This is a genomic window from Nonomuraea sp. NPDC004354 (assembly GCF_053602555.1).
This window is the reverse complement of sequence record NZ_JBSGDV010000005.1, coordinates 152,935-168,522: the sequence shown is the minus strand read 5'-3', so window position 1 is coordinate 168,522 and position 15,588 is coordinate 152,935. Positions and strand designations below refer to the sequence as shown.

Here is a 15,588-nt window from a genome sequence, read left to right as displayed (position 1 = left end):
CACCAACCACGCGGGCGCGCCGGGCCTTCCCGCCCTCGGGGAAGGCCCGGTACGGCCTCAGCCGAGCGTGACGCTGTCGAGGTCGGGGGCGTAGGCGGTGTCGTTGAAGAACCGCAACGTGTTCGACCCCGCCTGCAGCGACGCGGTGAACACCGCCGACACCGGCGTGTTGAAGTCCGGCCCGGTCAACGTCACCGCCACCGGCGCCCCGCCGTTCACACTCACCGAGAACGACCGCGTCCCCCCGACCGTCCCCGCCACCGTCACCTGACGCGCACCCGCCGACGCCGACACCACCGACAACGTCACCGCGTTCGCCGGACCGTTCCCGATGAACCGCACCTTCGACCCGCCCGAACACGCCCCGCACGACGACACCACCGCCGCCCCGCCCAGCACCCCGGCCTCCCCCTCGTACGCCGAGACCGGCGGCGCCGCACCCGACACCTCCAGATAATCCAGATTCGGCCCCCCACCCGCGGTCGTCGCCGTCGCCGTCACCGCGTTCACCCCGGCATTCAACGGCACCGGCACCGACACCTCCCGCCACGCCGTCCACGACCCCGTCCCGGGGAAGTCCACTGGCAACGCCGTCCCGTTCACCGCCACCGCCATCGGCCGGTTCGCCGTCGTCCCGTTGGCATACCGGAACGTCAACGACGCCTGCCCCGCAACCGCGGCACTCACCTGGAAACCCACCGACGAACCCACCACGTTGTCGTAGTTGACGAACCCACGACCCGAGAACCCGGCGTGATTCGACTCCACCACCCCCTGACCGATCACCCCGTCCTCGGCCTCGTGGCGTCCGGGGGGCGGCGCGCTGCCGGGGTAGGAGGTGCCGACCCACGCCTCGTCCACGCGAAGCCTGGCGACGCCGTGACTGTTGACCTTCTCCAGGCGGACATACCTGGTCGTGGAGGCGGGCAGGTCGATGATCTGCACGCCGCGGTGGTTGGGCAGCGTGCCCGTCTTGACGGGCGAGCCCCACGTGGAGCCGTCGTCGCTGACGTAGACCCGGTAGTCGCGGATGCGGGCCGACTGGGTGACGGGGTGGGTGGCGGAGTCCTCACGCTGGTTGACGGCGAGGTAGCGCACCTGCTTGGCCGAGCCGAGATCGAAGCGGAGGGAGACCGGCTGCGTCGTGCCGGCGTCCCAGTAGGTGAGGTAGTCGCCGTCGCCCGCGGCGGCGGCCGAGGTCGTGACGCCGGAAAGGATGCCCTCCCGGCCGCTGGAGACGACCTTGAAGACGGTGTCGTAGGGGTCCCATGATGAGATCCCGGTGAGGGTGAGGGTGCCGCCGCCCTGGCTGAAGGTCACCGGCGCGCCCGTACGCAGGTCGGTGACGGAGGTGATGCGGTAGCCGTTGTCGCGCAGCGCGAGCGTGCCGCCCGTCGGCCTGGTGAGGACGTGCACGTAGTGCAGGTTCGGGTCGGTCCTGCTGATCGTGGTGACGCCGTGGGCGCCGTCGTTCCAGAAGCCGGGCTTGAGCCCGCCGTGCATGTAGCCGCCGCCCTCGGTGCCCTTCAGCGACTCCCAGATGGCGTCCAGGTAGCCGTCGGCGAAGGTGTTGAAGGCCGCCTGGTTGGTCGGGAAGGTGCCGTTGACCTGCGCGGTCTCGGCCATGAGCGCCTTGACGGAGGATCCGGCGTTGCTGATCAGCCGGCCGAGGGTGAGCATGCGGTCCACGCCCGGGTCGGACCCGTCGTACCACCAGGCGCCCGACGTGGGCAGCTTGAAGTCGGCCTCGATGAGTCTCGGCAGCGCCGTGTAGACCGCCTGCGGGTAGTCGTAGGGCGGCGTCATCCCGGTCTTCTGCTCGTTGCTGATCATGTCCATGATCGCGGTGTCTTCGTTGTTGTTCGACAGCGTCATGTCGGGCCGCTGCTGGTAGATCTTGGCGTAGAGGTTGTTGCGCTCCCAGTAGGCGTTGTCGTTGTCGATCCAGAACCCGGCCAGCTTGGGGTAGCGCTGCATCTGCTCGAAGAACTGCAGGTAGCTGAACTCGCCGAAGCCGTCGCGGGTGCTCAGGTCGACGCTGTGGCCCACGTAGGCGGAGAAGGCCGCCGAGTTCAGCCACGACCCCGAGCCCAGCCCCTCCCGATGCCACTGCGGGTCGTCGGTCATGTAGTAGATGACCTTCAGGCCACGGGCGTCGGCCGCGTCGATGAGCTCGCCGAGGAAGTCCCTGCCGGTACGGCAGGAGCCGGGGATCTGCGAGGGGTACGGCCTGGCGTAGCCCAGCCTGCTGTGGAAGGTGGCGAGCACGATGTACTCGGCGTGCAGCTTCTCGGCCTCGCGCACCCAGTAGCCGGCGTCCCATCCGCCGTTGGTGACGTCGGCCTCCCACTGGGCGCAGTCGGTGTGCTGGGGCGCGGTCCGCAGCCCCCAGTGCAGGAACAGCCCGGCGACGGCGTCGCGCAGGAACGCCTGCCGCGGATGCTGCAGGTCGGCCGCGGCGGGCGCGAAGGCCGGCAGGCTCAAAAGGAGCGCGAGCAGCGCGATCCGCAGGGTGCGGGAGCGCATCTACACCACCTCCAGGTGGTCGAGGTCGGGTGCCGTCGGCGGTGGTGGCGATCTCCGCGGAGAGATTGGAGCTTTGCACCGTGATCCCACACATAGTCACGGTGGTCAACGGGAAAAGGGGCCCAATTTAGGAAACCTTCCTAACTTTCATGGACGCGTTGACCATGATGACGTATGAGTTGAGCAGAGGCATCCGGGAGAAAACGCGCCATCAGCCGCCCGCAAGCCGTCCATGAGACATGGGAGGTCTCGTGCGCATGTCACTCAGATTCCGTCATCTGGCCGCGGCGGTGGCGCTGCTGCTGGAGGCGGAGGCCGCCACGATCTCCCAAGGCGTGGTCGAGTCGAACCACGCCGGGTTCACCGGGTCCGGCTTCGTCAACTACCACAACGTCGCCGGCTCCTCGGTGGAGTTCGCGGTCGAGGCGGCGGAGGCGGGCACCCACACGCTGACCTTCCGCTACGCGAACGGCACCACCGCCAACCGGCCGATGAGCGTGTCGGTCAACGGCACCGCCGTCGCCGTCGACTTCCCGCCGACGGGCGCGTGGACCACCTGGCGGACCGCGGTCGTCGGCGCCAGGCTCGAGGCCGGCGCCAACACCGTCAAGGCCACCGCCGCTGCCGCGGTCGGCGGGCCGAACCTCGACTCGCTGCGGGTCGAGCCCGTCGACTGGTCGCGCGAGGTCGTCGAGTCGACGATGGCCCGCCACACGCCCGCCACGCTGGGCGGCTGGAGCTACACGCGCGGCCTGTACCTGTGGGGCCAGTACCTGGTGTGGCAGCGTACGCGGGACCTTCGCCACCTGGCCTTCATCAAGGACTGGGCGGACCGGTTCGTCGACGCCTCGGGCGGCATCGGGCAGAGCTTCGACAACCTCGACAGCATGCAGTCGGGCAACATCCTGCTGGCCCTCTACCGGGAGACCGGCCAGGCCCGCTACCGGACCGCCGCCGCCAAGATCAGGAACCGGCTGAACACCTATCCGAGGACGAGCGACGGCGGGTGGTGGCACGCCACCTCCGACTCGCGCCAGGGCCAGCTGTGGGCGGACGGCGTCTTCATGGTCAACCCGTTCGTGGCCCGTTACGGGGCGTGGGTCGCCGCCGACTCCTTCACCCGCGACGAACCCGCCAGGCAGCTCGAGGTCTACTTCAGCCATCTCAGGCGCCCCGGCGGGCTGCTCTACCACGCCTACGACGAGCCAGGCGGGCTCACCGCCTCGTGGGTGAACCCGTCGCTCGGCAACACCAACGGCCTGTCCTGGTGCCGGGCCATCGGCTGGTACGGCATGGCCACCACCGAGCTGCTGGAGATCATGCCGGCCGACCATCCCCGCCGGGCCGCCCTGGTAGACATCCTGCGCACGCTCGTCCAGGCCTATGCGCACTGGCAGGACCCCGCCACCGGCAGGTGGTTCCAGGTGGTCACCGAGCCGGGGGACCCGGCCAACTGGACGGAGACCTCCTGCTCGGCGATGTACACCTACACGATCTCGCGAGCGGTCGAGCGCGGCCACGTCGACGCCTCCTACGCGGCCGTCGCCGCCCGCGGCTACCAGGGGGTGCTGGCGAAGGTGTCGCTCGGCGCGGACGGCCGGACGACGATCACCGACATCGGCGAGGGCACCAACGTCGACGACGTCACCGGCTACTACTACGGCAGGGCGCGGCCGGTCAACGACTTCCACGGCCTGGGCGCCTTCCTCATCATGAACGAGCAGCTGGCCCGGGTCAGCCGTCCTTCCTGAGCGCGGCGCGGCCCTCGGCCGCGCCGACGAAGCGCATCTTGCCCAGCGGCACGTCCGCGGGCTCGGGCGCGGTCCTCCTGCCGGTCCGGCCCGCGCCTTCGCGATCGGTGGGCAGCACGTAGGGCCGCCTGAGCACCTCGTCGAGGATGAAGACCGTCTCGGTCGCCTTCACCGCCGGGATGTTGGCCATCCGCTCGGTCACCAGCCGGTGCACCTCGGCCACGTCGGCGACCCGCACCTGGATCATCGCGTCGTGCTGCCCGGTGGTGATCGCGCAGTACTCGACCTCCGGCATCCGCGCCAGCTCGGCGCGGAACTGCTTCCACATCTGCTGCCGCACGGTGACGAAGACCAGCGCCGTGATGCCGAGCCCGGCGCGCACGTGGTCGATCTCGGCGGTGAAGCGCTTGATGGCGCCGTCGGCGCGCAGCGCCTCGAAGCGGGTGTAGGCGTTGGCCCGCGAGATGCCCACCCGTTCGGCCAGCGCGGCGACGGAGATCCGGCCGTTCTCCCGCAGGACCTCGAGGATCTTCATGTGGGTGGCGTCGAGATCAAGCCCGATACCGATCCGTCCAGTCGGATCCCCAAGCCTCCCGCTATTCCCAGACATTTCACTCATTGTGTAGCCAATTTCTTCAGTACCGTCTCACTCATATGACGTGAGCTGGACATTCTGCCGCACAATCCTCGACCAACCCCAACCACCCGTCCAGCTTCGGAGGACACCCCATGGCGACCCGCTCTCAGACGGCAGCACTGCTGGTCGTCGGTGCTCTCGCGCTCGCCGCCTGCTCCGCCGGCGGCGTCAAGTCGTCGGCAGCCCCGCAGTCCGGCGCCAAGTCCCTCGTCATCGACACGTCCTTCGACCTGAAGACCGCCGACCCGGGCCGCACCTACGAGCCGACCGGGCTCATCGTCGGCAAGGCCGTCTACGAGACGCTGCTCACCTTCGACGGCTCCGACGTGACCAAGCCGGTGCCCGGCCTGGCCGAGTCCTACGAGCTGTCCGAGGACGGCAAGGCGCTGACCCTCAAGCTCAGGCAGGGCGCCACGTTCGCCGACGGCTCCCCCGTGACGGCCGACGACGTGGTGTTCTCGCTGACCAGGGTGCGCGACATGAAGGGCACCCCCTCGTTCCTGCTCGACGAGGTCGAAGTGGCCAAGACCGACGCCACCACCGTCACGCTGACCTCGAAGGCGCCGAACCCGGCCCTGCCGTACATCCTGCCCAACCCCGCCCTCGGTGTGATCAACAGCAAGGTCGCCAAGGAGCACGGGGCCACCACCGACGCCTCCGACAAGGCCGAGCAGTACCTCAACTCGGCCTCGGCCGGCTCCGGCCCGTACGTGATCGAGTCGTTCAACCTGACCAGCCAGGTGGTGCTCAAGGCCAACCCGAAGTACTACGGGACCAAGCCCGCCTACGACCGGGTGGTCATCCGCAACGTCGAGGCGGCCACGCAGAAGCTGAACGTCCAGCGCGGCGACAGCCAGGTGGCGCTCAACCTGTCCGGTGACCAGGTGACCGGCATGCCCGCGACGCTGCAGGTGAAGAAGACCGCCTCGGCGAACGTCATCTTCCTGCTGGCCAACCAGGACTCGGCGATCAGCAAGACCACGCCGAACGCCAAGTTCGTCGAGGCCCTGCGCAAGGGCATCGACTACGCCGGGCTGCTGGAGCTGGCCGGTGAGGGCTCAACGCAGGCGCCGGGCATCATCCCCTCGCAGCTGCTCGGCGCGCTGCCGGCCGACCAGGCGGCCAAGCGCGACGTCGAGGGCGCCAAGGCGGCGCTGGCGGCCAGCGGGCTGTCCAACCCGACGGTGAAGCTCGAGTACCCGAGCGAGCTGACCGTCAACGGCCTGTCGTTCCAGCCGCTGGCCGAGCGCATCCAGGCCAACCTCAAGGAGGTCGGCATCACCGTCGACCTCTCGCCCGCGCCCGTCACCACCGCGCTGGACAACTACCGCAACGGCAAGGAGGAGCTGGGCCTGTGGTACTGGGGCCCTGACTACCCCGACCCCAGCGACTACCTGGCCTTCCTGCCCGGCAAGCTCGTCGGCCTGCGCGCCGGCTGGAAGGACGGGGCGGCCAAGGACGTCTCGGCGGCCGGCGACAAGGCGGCCACCACGATCGGCGACGACGCGCGCAAGGCGGCGTACGCCGAGGTCCAGAACAAGCTGAACGAGGCCGGGCCGTTCGTCCCGCTCATCCAGCCGAGCCAGAACATCGTGACCGCGGCGTCGGTGACCGGCCTGGAGTACCACCCGGTCTGGACGGTCGACGTGGCCGACCTCGGCGCCAAGTAGGCCGCGATGACCGTCCCCGAGGACACCTCGGCCGCTCCCCCCGCCGCGGGGGCGGCGGCCGGGGGCTCCCCCGGCAAGGCGCCCGCCCCCGCCCCCCGTGCGGGCGGGGCACGCGCCCGCAGGCACCCGCTGGCGCGCTTCCTGCTGCGCCGGGTGCTCATCGCGATCCTGCTGGCGTGGGGCATCACGCTGGTCACCTTCGTCCTGACGAACCTGGTGCCCGGCGACCCCGCCGCCGCCAACCTGGGCCAGCGCGCCCTCGGCGATCCCGCGATCGTCGCCCAGTGGCGACAGGAGCACGGCCTGGACAAGCCGCTGCCCCAGCAGTACCTCCTGCACCTGCGGGGCCTGCTGAGCGGCGACCTCGGCACCAGCCAGCAGAGCCACCGGCCGGTCAGCCAGGACCTCGCCGAGACCGTCCCGGCCACCCTCGAGCTGGCGGGCGCGGCGATCCTGGTCTCGCTGGTCCTGGGAGTGGCCTTCGGCGTCGTGGCGGCGCTGCGCAGGGACCGGCTGTCGGACCACTTGCTGCGCGTGCTGAGCCTGATCGGCATCTCGGTGCCGACGTTCTGGTTGGCCCTGGTGGCCTTCTACGTCTTCTTCTACCGCCTCCAGCTGACCCCGGGCAGCGGGCGCATCGACCCCGGCCTGACCGCGCCGCCGCCCGTGACGGGCCTGGCGACCGTCGACTCGGCCCTCGCCGGGCAGTGGGACGTCTTCGCCAGCGCCGTCGGTCACCTGCTGACCCCCGCGCTGGTGCTCGCCCTCTACACCATCGGCCTGCTCACCCGCTTCACCAGGAGCGCGGTGCTGGAGGTGCTGGGTCAGGACTACGTCAGGGCGGCCAGGGCCAAGGGCCTGCCGGGCCGGGTGATCCTGTTCAGGTACGTGCTGCGCTCGGCGCTCGTGCCGATCATCACGGTGGCCGGGCTCGCCTTCGGCAGCCTGCTGTCCGGCACGGTGCTGGTCGAGGCGATCTTCGCCTGGCCGGGCGTCGGGCAGTACGCCTACAAGAGCGCCACCACCCTCGACCTGCCCGCCGTCATGGGCGTGGGCCTCGTGGTCGGCGGCGTCTACCTGGTGATCAACCTGATCGTGGACGTGCTGTACGGCGTCATCGACCCCCGAGTGAGACTGCAGTGAGACGACGACTCCCCGAAGCCTGGCGGCAGCCCCTGGCCATCATCGGCGGGGCCGTCGCGCTCGCCTGGCTGGTCATCGCGCTGGCCGCCCCGTGGCTGGCCCCGCACGACCCGCTCGCACAGGACCTGCCCCGCCTGGCCGCGCCAGGCCCTGGCCACTGGTTCGGCACCGACCAGCTCGGCCGCGACATCCTCAGCAGGGTCCTGTACGGCGCGCGCGTGTCGATCCCGCTGACGCTGCTGCTGGTGGTGTTGTCGGTGCTGGTCGGCGGGCTGCTCGGCGCCTGCGCCGGATACTTCGGCCGCTGGGTGGACGAGACCATCATGCGGGTGGCCGACCTGGTGTTCGCCTTCCCCACGGTCATCCTGGCCATGGTGGTGGCCGCGGCGCTCGGCGCGAGCCTGGGCAACGCGGTGCTCGCCGTCCTGGTGGTGGCCTGGCCCGCCTACGCCCGCGTCACCCGCGGGCTGGTGCTCGGCGTGCGGGAGCGGGAGTTCGTGCTGAGCGGGCGGCTGCTCGGCTTCTCGGTCTGGCGCTCGCTACGCGTGGACGTGCTGCCGAACGTCACCGGGCCGGTCCTCGTCCTGGCCACCCTCGACATCGGCACCGCGCTGCTGCTGCTGTCGGGCCTGTCCTTCCTCGGCCTGGGCGCCAAGCCGCCGTCCCCCGAATGGGGCGCGATGGTCGCCGGCGGCGTGGAGGTCTTCGACAGCTGGTGGGTGGCGACCTTCCCCGGCCTGGCGATCCTGACCGTCGTGCTGGCCTTCAACTTCCTCGGCGACACGCTGCGCGACGCCCTCGACCCGCGTACGGCCCGCGCCATCAAGGAGCGTGCCCTCTGATGCTGGACATCACCGACCTCAAGGTCACCATCGGCGGCAGGACCGTCCTCGGCGGCGTCGACCTCTCGCTCCGCGAAGGTCAGGTGCACGGCCTGGCGGGCGAGAGCGGCTCCGGCAAGACCATGACCGGTCTGGCCGTCCTCGGGCTGCTGCCGCACGGCGCGCGGGCCACCGGCACGATCGCGCTGGAGGGCAGGGACCTGCTCGGCCTGCCGGCCAAGGAGCTGAACAAGGTGCGCGGCGGCCAGGTCGCCATGGTCTTCCAGGACCCCGCGACCAGCCTGCACCCGATGCTGACCGTGGGCAGGCAGCTGACCGAGCACATGCGCCACCATCTCGGGCTCGGCCGGGCCGAGGCCCGCGCGCGGGCGGTGGAACTGCTGGGCAAGGTGCGCATCCCCGGCCCCGGCGAGGCGTTCGAGCGCTACCCGCACCAGTTCTCCGGCGGGATGCGGCAGCGCATCGCGATCGCCATCGCGCTGGCCTGCTCGCCCAAGGTGCTGATCGCCGACGAGCCGACGACCGCGCTGGACGTGACGGTGCAGGCGGGCATCCTGCGGCTGCTGCGCGGGCTCTGCGACGACCTGGGCCTGGCCGTCCTGCTGGTCACGCACGACCTCGGGGTGATGTCGGCGGTGGCCGACCAGGTGAGCGTGATGAAGGACGGCCTGGTCGTCGAGACGGGCCCGCGCACGCGGGTCCTGCGCGAACCCGCCCACCCCTACACCCGCGCGCTTCTCGACTCGCTGCCGGACGCGCCCGCGCCTCTCGCGGCCGGCCCCGCCGAGCGGCCCGCACAGCAAGAGCGCCGAGCCGACGGGGAGAGCTCATGACGACGCTGGACATCCGCGACCTGGTGGTGGAGCACCGCTCCCCCGGACGGCCCGTCGTAAGGGCGGTGGCGGGCGCGAGCCTGACCGTCTCCCCCGGCGAGGTGGTGGGCCTGGTGGGCGAGTCGGGCTGCGGCAAGTCGACGCTCGCCAGAGCCGTCTGCGGGCTGCACCCGGCGGCCGAGGGCGAGATCACCTTCGGCGGGCGCCAGGTCACCCCGCTGGGCCTGCGCAGGCGGGCGCTGACCGAGATCCAGATGGTCTTCCAGGACCCCTACGCGTCGCTGAACCCGCGCCGCCGCGTCGGCGACCAGATCGCCGACGGCCTGCGGACCGCGGGCGACACCACCACGGCCCCTGCCGACCTGCTGGAGCGGGTGGGCCTGCCGCGCGAGTTCGCCGGCCGGCACCCGCACGAGTTCTCCGGCGGACAGCGGCAGCGCATCGCCATCGCGAGGGCGCTGGCGGCCAGGCCGCGGCTGCTGATCGGCGACGAGCCGATCTCCGCCCTGGACGCCTCGGCCCAGGCGCAGGTGGCCAGGCTGATGCGGGACCTGGCCGTCGACTCGGGCGCGGGCCTGCTGTTCATCAGCCACGACCTGTCGGTGGTACGGCTGATCGCCGACCGGATCGCCGTGATGTACCTGGGGAAGATCGTCGAGGTGGACCGTACCGAGGAGGTGTGGGCCGACCCCCGCCACCCCTACACCCGGGCGTTGCTGGCCGCCATCCCCCAGCCCGACGGGCTCGGCGTGCTGCCGGCGGAGCTGTCCGGCGACGTCCCCGACCCCGCCGACCCGCCGCCCGGCTGCCGCTTCCACCCCCGCTGCCCCCTCGCCATGGACGTGTGCCGGGTGAAGGAGCCCGACTTCGGTCCCGTCGCCTGCTGGCTGCACGCCCCCGAGCGATGAGGGAGGAGCTGGTCAGGCAGGCGATGTCCGGGGCCGGGGTGGACGCGCTGGTGCTGCGTCCCTCCCCCGACTTCCGTTTCCTCGGCGGCGCCGGCGAGGGGTTCCTCGTCGTCACCCTCGACGGGCCGCCCGTCGAGACCGGCGACCCGGTGCCGTGCATCCCGCGCGGGGCCCGCCGGGTGGGGGTGGACGACGAGATGCGGGTGGCCGAGCTGTTCGGCATGCGGATCGACGCCGAGATCGTCCCGGCCTCCGCCGTCCTGCGCGACCTGCGGCTGCGCAAGTCGGCGGAGGAGGTCGAGGCCGTGGCCAGGGCCGCCGCGGCCGCCGACGCGGTCGTGACGGCGGCGCGGGAGCTGGCCTGGTTCGGGGCGACCGAGCGGGAGATGGCGCGCCGGCTGCGGATGCTGCTGATCGAGTCGGGCTGCGAGGAGATCCTGTCGGTACGCGTGGGCGCCGGCGAGCACACCGCGGCCAGGGACCACCGGCCCACCGACCGGGTCATCAACCCGGGTGACGCGCTGCAGGTCTCGGTGTGCGGCAGGTGGGACGGCCTGTGCGCGGAGGTGGCCAGGGCCTTCGCGGTCGCCGAGCCGCCCGAGGACTTCGAGGCGATGCTGTCGGTCGTGCTCGCCGCGCGCGCCGCCGCCCTCGACGCGGTACGGCCCGGCGTCCCGGCCGAGCAGGTCGCCGCCCGCGCCCGCCAGGTGATCGAGGACAGCGGCTACGGCGGGTTCGCCGACGTGAGCGGCAGGGGCGTCGGCTGGGGGCACCAGGAGGGCCCGTCGCTGGCCGACCCCGAGCCGCTGGCCGACGGGATGACGTTGTGCGTCGCCCCGGCCATCCACCTGACGGGGCTGTTCGGCGCCCGGGTGGCCGACACGGTCGCCTGCGCCGCCGGCGGCCCCGTCCTGCTCAGCTCCAGCTCCCCCGCCCTCCACGTGCTCGACGCCTGACCCGCCGCCCGGCCGGGCGGACGGGCGGCGCGCCGTGGTCTCGCCGGGAGGGCGCCGCGAGCCTGTCCTGGTTCGTGAGGGCCTTCCCGGCGGCGTGGGCCCGGCGGGGCGGGCGCCTATCGGCGTTCGGCCAGCCAGGTGAGGTTGTGCCGCTGGTCGGCGAGGGTGGCGGCCCACGTGTCGGGGGTGACAGGGGGGCTGTCCTGCTCGATGACGTACCAGCCGGCGTACCCGTCGGCCCTCAGCTGGGCGAGGAAGGGTTCGAGGGCGACGTCGCCACGGCCGAGGGGGCTGGCGACCTCGCCCCACCACGCGTCCAGGCGCGCCTCGCCCCTGGCCTCGGCGTCCGCGACGACCGCGTGGCGGACGTCCTTGACGTGGACGTGGTGCACCCGGCCGGCGTACTTGCGGGCGTATTCGGCCGGTTCGGCGCCGCCCAGCGCGAAGTGGCCGCTGTCGAGGCAGAGCGCCACGTCGGTCAGCTCCATGAGCGTGTCGATCTCGTCGGCCCGCTCGACGTAGGTGGCGTAGTGCGGGTGGAAGACGGGCCGCACGCCGTACGAGGTGACCAGCTCGCAGGCGGCGGCGACGCGGTCGGCCGCGCGGCGCCAGGCGGCGGCGTCCCACCGGCCGCCGGTACGCCACGGGTCGGCGCGCAGCGCCTGGTCGCCGTCGTCGGCCAGCACGGCCACCACGTCGGGGTTGCCGGAGGCGGCAAGCTCCTCCAGCGTGTGGCGCATCGCCGCCAGGTCGGCGTCCGGCACCTCGTGCGGCGCCGACAGCTTCAGCGGGACGTAGGCGCCCACGACGGCCAGCCCGTTGTCGGCGAACGCGCGGGCGGTCTCCTCGGGTGAGCCGAAGAAGCCGGGCGGGCCGAGCTCGCTGCCCGTGTACCCGGCGGCGGCCATGGCCTCGAGCAGCTCGACCGGCTTCATGCCGATGCCGTGCCCGCTGTGCACGCCGTAGCTGCAGGGCGCGGAGGCGATCTTGTTCATGCGAGGCTCCTGGCGATCTGCTGGAGGGCCGCGGTGTCGTAGGCGGCGCCCGCGGCGGTGGACAGGACGGGCGCGCCCTCGGTGACGGAGGCGTGGAAGGCGAGCAGCTCGTGCAGGAAGCCGGTGCGGTGGTCGCAGCGGAACTCGGCGGTGGCCCGCTCGCCGTCCTGGGCGGTCTGCACCACCAGCGAGGCGCGGGCGTCGCGCAGGTAGGGGCCTGGCATGTTCAGGTAGAGGCGTCCGGCGGACCCGAAGACGGCGATCTCCTCGCCGTAGTCGGGATAGTCGGGCAGCCAGTTCCACGACAGCGACAGCTGGGCCTCGCCGAACGTGCCGAGCGCCTGCAGCTGTGGCGGCTCCTTCAGCTTCACGCCCGGCTCGAGCCCGGCGGCCTGGGCGTGCGCGATCGTCAGCGGCTGCTCGCCGAACAGGGCGCGCAGCACCGACAGCTCGTGCACGACCGAGCCCTGCAGCACGTCGGCGTAGATCGACAGGTACGGCTCGCCCAGGTCGCCGACGGCCTCGACGGCCTTGCGCCGCTCGTGACCGTCGGCGGGGACCACCGCGTCGGAATGGCGCAGGAAGCGCTGGTGGGAGTACTGCGGCTGGTCGGCGGGGTGGAGGACGGTGACCCGCACGAGCCGGATCGCCCCGAGTCGCGACAGCTCCGCCCTGGCCCTCGCCATGATCGGGTCGTACATCTTCATGTACGCCACCTGCAGCACCAGGCCCTTGGCGGCGGCCGTGGAGCCGAGCTCGACGCACTCGGCCACGGTGTGCGCGAACGGTTTCTCGGCGAGCACGTGCTTGCCCGCCTCCAGCGCCCTGCGGGTCAGGTCGGCGTGGGTGCCAGGGGTGAGCAGCAGGACCGCGTCGACCTCGGGGTCGGCCAGCACGTCCGCCGCGTCGGTGGAGTGCCGCACCGGGCCGCCGTGCTCGGCCGCGATCTGCGCCGCCAGCGTGGGCGACAGGTCGCAGACGTGCGTCACCTGGTACTTCTCGCGGAGCGCCCGCAGGTTCTGCAGGTGCACGGCTTGGGCGATGAGGCCGAGACCGATGACGCCGAGGCGCATGGGCGTGCTCCTTGACTCGATGGGATCAGCTTTTTCTATCGACTCTCCCACCGAGGTGTCAAACATTTGTTAAGACATTAGGTGGTTCTCATGTGTGGTCCTCACGTGGTGGCGGCAGCCGTACGGTCAGCTCCAGGACATCTCCCCCGTGGCCACCTTGGCGCCGAGCTCCAGGTTGACCAGCCCGCCGAGCCCGGGATAGCGCCTGGTCATGGACCTGCGCAGGGCCCTGGCCCGGTCGTCGCGGCGGCTGGCGTCGCGCAGTTCCGTCTCGAACGCCACGAGGTAGTCGTGGGTGAAACGGATGACGGAGGCGTCGAAGGGCCCGCCCGACGCGCGGTGGCCGGCCACGACGTACTCCGGCTCGAGCGCGCTCATCTCGTCGAGCGCCCGCCGCCAGCCCTCGCGCTCCTCCGGCGTGGGGGTGTCGGCGGTCCACGGGTGGACGCCGCTGAACAGGGCAGCGCCGCCGAGGACGGCGCGCCGCTCGGCGTTCCACAGGTACCCGGTGCGCCACTCGACGGCCGGATCGCCCGCCCGCACCTCGAAGACGTGCTCCTCGAGCTCCAGGTGGCCGCCGAGGAGCGGCTCGGGGATGACCACGTCGGTGGCGAGGTTGCCGCCCAGTTGCTTCCAGATCTCCAGCTTGGACCGCCAGGTCGCCTCGATGCGCTCGACGGTGTCGGGGGTGGCCAGGACGCGCACCCGCGGGAAGACCTGCCTGACCACCTGGAGGCCGAAATAGTAGTCCGGGTCGGCGGCGCTGACGAAGACGGTGGACAGGTGCTTGCCGCTGTCGATGACGTCGGCGAGGACGCGGTGCTGCTCGGCGAGGGTGAACTGGCCGTCGACGAGCAGCGCCTGCTGCTCGCCGGCCACCAGGACGGACGTCTTTCCCAGGCCCGTCTCCCCTGCTGTGTGAACGCTGAAGCGCACTGTGGGCATGCCGGGATGATTCCCGACCAGGGTCAAGTCGTAAGGCGGAGTTTCGTCCAGACTTGGTGATTTCGCGGTGCGGGCCCGCCGCGCCCGGGCGACGCCTTGGGGTAGGAGACGAAGCGACGCCTGATTTTCCGGCTTGCCGGACGAATCGGTGGAGGGTCGTCGTGGCCTAGCGTCGGACGGAGCCCTGCGACGAAGTGGAGAGACAATGAAGATCACCGGAGTGGAACTGCGCCGGATCGCCATGCCGTTGGTCGCGCCGTTCCGCACCTCCTTCGGCACCGAGACCTCCCGCGACGTGCTCCTGGTCAGAGTGGTCACGCCGGACGCCGAGGGATGGGGCGAGTGCGTGGCGATGTCGGAACCGCTCTACTCCTCCGAGTACGTGGAGGGCGCGGCGGAGGTGATCCGGCGCTTCCTGCTGCCCCTGCTGCCGGACGACCTGGACGCGTACGGCGTGGGCAGGGCCATGGAGCCGATCAAGGGCCACCGCATGGCCAAGGCGGCGCTGGAGACGGCCGTGCTCGACGCGCAGCTGAGGGCCTCGGGCGAGTCGTTCGGCCACTTCCTGGGCTCGGCGAGGGACCGGGTCCCCTGCGGGGTGTCGGTCGGCATCATGGACTCCATCCCGCAGCTGCTCGACTCGGTGGAGGGCTACCTCGACGAGGGCTACGTCCGGATCAAGCTGAAGATCGAGCCGGGCTGGGACGTCGCGCCGGTGCGCGCGGTCAGGGAGCGGTTCGGCGACGACGTGCTCCTGCAGGTCGACGCGAACGCCGCCTACACGCTCGTCGACGCCCAGCAGCTGGCCAGGCTGGACGACTTCGGGCTGCTGCTGATCGAGCAGCCGCTGGCCAACGACGACCTGGTGCAGCACGCCGAGCTGGCCAAGCGGCTGCGCACGCCCATCTGCCTCGACGAGTCGATCGAGTCGGCCGAGCACGCCGCCGCGGCCATCTCGCTCAAGGCCTGCTCGATCATCAACATCAAGCCGGGCCGGATCGGCGGCTACCTGGAGGCGCGGCGCATCCACGACCTGTGCAGGGCGCACGGGATCGCGGTCTGGTGCGGCGGCATGCTGGAGACGGGCCTCGGCCGGGCCGCGAACGTGGCCCTCGCCGCCCTGCCCGGCTTCACCCTGCCCGGCGACACCTCCGCCTCGCGCCGCTACTACGCCACCGACATCACCGAGCCCTTCGAGCTGGACGGCGGTCACCTCGACGTGCCGTCCGGCCCCGGTCTCGGCGTCGAGCCGATCAAGGACATCCTGGAGGAGGTCACCACGGCAACGGAGTGGATCGGCCTCGGCTGA

At 71.7% G+C, this 15,588-nt stretch carries 13 protein-coding genes; 8 read left to right on the top strand and 5 right to left on the bottom strand.

What is annotated here, in order from left to right; genetic code table 11:
• Positions 1-57: 57 nt before the first annotated feature.
• Positions 58-2,526 (bottom strand): discoidin domain-containing protein, encoded by a 2,469-nt coding sequence (locus tag ACWENQ_RS18015; RefSeq protein WP_452415176.1) that lies wholly within the window; start codon positions 2,524-2,526, stop codon positions 58-60.
• A gap of 257 nt (positions 2,527-2,783) precedes the next feature.
• Here ACWENQ_RS18015 and ACWENQ_RS18010 point away from each other — a divergent pair, with 257 nt between their 5' ends.
• Positions 2,784-4,277, top strand: a complete 1,494-nt coding sequence (locus tag ACWENQ_RS18010; protein WP_452415174.1) for a glycoside hydrolase family 88 protein — start codon at positions 2,784-2,786, stop codon at positions 4,275-4,277.
• Here the strand turns inward: ACWENQ_RS18010 and ACWENQ_RS18005 are convergent.
• Positions 4,261-4,887 carry an Lrp/AsnC family transcriptional regulator gene (locus ACWENQ_RS18005; protein WP_452415173.1) on the bottom strand — a complete coding sequence of 209 codons (627 nt, stop codon included), beginning with the start codon at positions 4,885-4,887 and terminating at the stop codon, positions 4,261-4,263. The two genes, ACWENQ_RS18010 and ACWENQ_RS18005, sit on opposite strands and share 17 nt — an antisense overlap.
• Positions 4,888-5,006: 119 nt before the next feature.
• Between ACWENQ_RS18005 and ACWENQ_RS18000 the strand changes: the two genes are divergently transcribed.
• Genes ACWENQ_RS18000 through ACWENQ_RS17975 form a run of 6 tightly spaced genes read left to right on the top strand, consistent with a single transcriptional unit; the run spans position 5,007 to position 11,266 of the window.
• Complete coding sequence (locus ACWENQ_RS18000; RefSeq protein ID WP_452415172.1) at positions 5,007-6,584, top strand: ABC transporter substrate-binding protein; 1,578 nt, start codon at positions 5,007-5,009, stop codon at positions 6,582-6,584.
• A gap of 6 nt (positions 6,585-6,590) precedes the next feature.
• Positions 6,591-7,727, top strand: coding sequence for an ABC transporter permease (locus tag ACWENQ_RS17995; protein ID WP_452415171.1), 1,137 nt, complete (start codon positions 6,591-6,593; stop codon positions 7,725-7,727).
• Positions 7,724-8,569, top strand: coding sequence for an ABC transporter permease (locus ACWENQ_RS17990; protein WP_354913224.1), 846 nt, complete (start codon positions 7,724-7,726; stop codon positions 8,567-8,569). Before ACWENQ_RS17995 ends, ACWENQ_RS17990 begins: the two co-directional genes overlap by 4 nt.
• Complete coding sequence (locus tag ACWENQ_RS17985) at positions 8,569-9,402, top strand: ABC transporter ATP-binding protein (RefSeq protein WP_354913226.1); 834 nt, start codon at positions 8,569-8,571, stop codon at positions 9,400-9,402. Before ACWENQ_RS17990 ends, ACWENQ_RS17985 begins: the two co-directional genes overlap by 1 nt.
• Positions 9,399-10,310 (top strand): ABC transporter ATP-binding protein, encoded by a 912-nt coding sequence (locus ACWENQ_RS17980; protein WP_452415170.1) that lies wholly within the window; start codon positions 9,399-9,401, stop codon positions 10,308-10,310. Before ACWENQ_RS17985 ends, ACWENQ_RS17980 begins: the two co-directional genes overlap by 4 nt.
• Positions 10,307-11,266 carry a M24 family metallopeptidase gene (locus tag ACWENQ_RS17975; protein ID WP_354913230.1) on the top strand — a complete coding sequence of 320 codons (960 nt, stop codon included), beginning with the start codon at positions 10,307-10,309 and terminating at the stop codon, positions 11,264-11,266. The genes ACWENQ_RS17980 and ACWENQ_RS17975 overlap by 4 nt, the downstream gene beginning before the upstream one ends.
• Before the next feature lie 116 nt (positions 11,267-11,382).
• Here the strand turns inward: ACWENQ_RS17975 and ACWENQ_RS17970 are convergent, their stop codons facing one another.
• The 3 genes from ACWENQ_RS17970 to ACWENQ_RS17960 form a co-directional block, all read right to left on the bottom strand.
• Positions 11,383-12,261 (bottom strand): sugar phosphate isomerase/epimerase family protein, encoded by an 879-nt coding sequence (locus tag ACWENQ_RS17970; RefSeq protein ID WP_452415168.1) that lies wholly within the window; start codon positions 12,259-12,261, stop codon positions 11,383-11,385.
• The gene (locus tag ACWENQ_RS17965) at positions 12,258-13,334 is read right to left on the bottom strand and encodes a Gfo/Idh/MocA family protein (RefSeq protein ID WP_452415167.1); all 1,077 of its coding nucleotides are present in this window, start codon (positions 13,332-13,334) and stop codon (positions 12,258-12,260) included. The genes ACWENQ_RS17970 and ACWENQ_RS17965 overlap by 4 nt, the downstream gene beginning before the upstream one ends.
• 126 nt (positions 13,335-13,460) lie before the next feature.
• On the bottom strand, positions 13,461-14,279 hold the full coding sequence (locus tag ACWENQ_RS17960) for an MBL fold metallo-hydrolase (RefSeq protein ID WP_354913236.1): 819 nt from the start codon (positions 14,277-14,279) through the stop codon (positions 13,461-13,463).
• A gap of 205 nt (positions 14,280-14,484) precedes the next feature.
• Here ACWENQ_RS17960 and menC point away from each other — a divergent pair, with 205 nt between their 5' ends.
• On the top strand, positions 14,485-15,588 hold the full coding sequence (gene menC / locus ACWENQ_RS17955; RefSeq protein ID WP_452415165.1) for an o-succinylbenzoate synthase: 1,104 nt from the start codon (positions 14,485-14,487) through the stop codon (positions 15,586-15,588).

Bases quoted from the DNA above. Each gene is read 5' to 3' on its own strand.
- ACWENQ_RS18015 (WP_452415176.1), bottom strand. From the start codon at position 2,526: ATGCGCTCCCGCACCCTGCGGATCGCGCTGCTCGCGCTCCTTTTGAGC.
- ACWENQ_RS18010 (WP_452415174.1), top strand. From the start codon at position 2,784: ATGTCACTCAGATTCCGTCATCTGGCCGCGGCGGTGGCGCTGCTGCTG.
- ACWENQ_RS18005 (WP_452415173.1), bottom strand. From the start codon at position 4,887: ATGTCTGGGAATAGCGGGAGGCTTGGGGATCCGACTGGACGGATCGGT.
- ACWENQ_RS18000 (WP_452415172.1), top strand. From the start codon at position 5,007: ATGGCGACCCGCTCTCAGACGGCAGCACTGCTGGTCGTCGGTGCTCTC.
- ACWENQ_RS17995 (WP_452415171.1), top strand. From the start codon at position 6,591: ATGACCGTCCCCGAGGACACCTCGGCCGCTCCCCCCGCCGCGGGGGCG.
- ACWENQ_RS17985 (WP_354913226.1), top strand. From the start codon at position 8,569: ATGCTGGACATCACCGACCTCAAGGTCACCATCGGCGGCAGGACCGTC.
- ACWENQ_RS17980 (WP_452415170.1), top strand. From the start codon at position 9,399: ATGACGACGCTGGACATCCGCGACCTGGTGGTGGAGCACCGCTCCCCC.
- ACWENQ_RS17975 (WP_354913230.1), top strand. From the start codon at position 10,307: ATGAGGGAGGAGCTGGTCAGGCAGGCGATGTCCGGGGCCGGGGTGGAC.
- ACWENQ_RS17970 (WP_452415168.1), bottom strand. From the start codon at position 12,261: ATGAACAAGATCGCCTCCGCGCCCTGCAGCTACGGCGTGCACAGCGGG.
- ACWENQ_RS17965 (WP_452415167.1), bottom strand. From the start codon at position 13,334: ATGCGCCTCGGCGTCATCGGTCTCGGCCTCATCGCCCAAGCCGTGCAC.
- ACWENQ_RS17960 (WP_354913236.1), bottom strand. From the start codon at position 14,279: ATGCCCACAGTGCGCTTCAGCGTTCACACAGCAGGGGAGACGGGCCTG.
- menC (WP_452415165.1), top strand. From the start codon at position 14,485: ATGAAGATCACCGGAGTGGAACTGCGCCGGATCGCCATGCCGTTGGTC.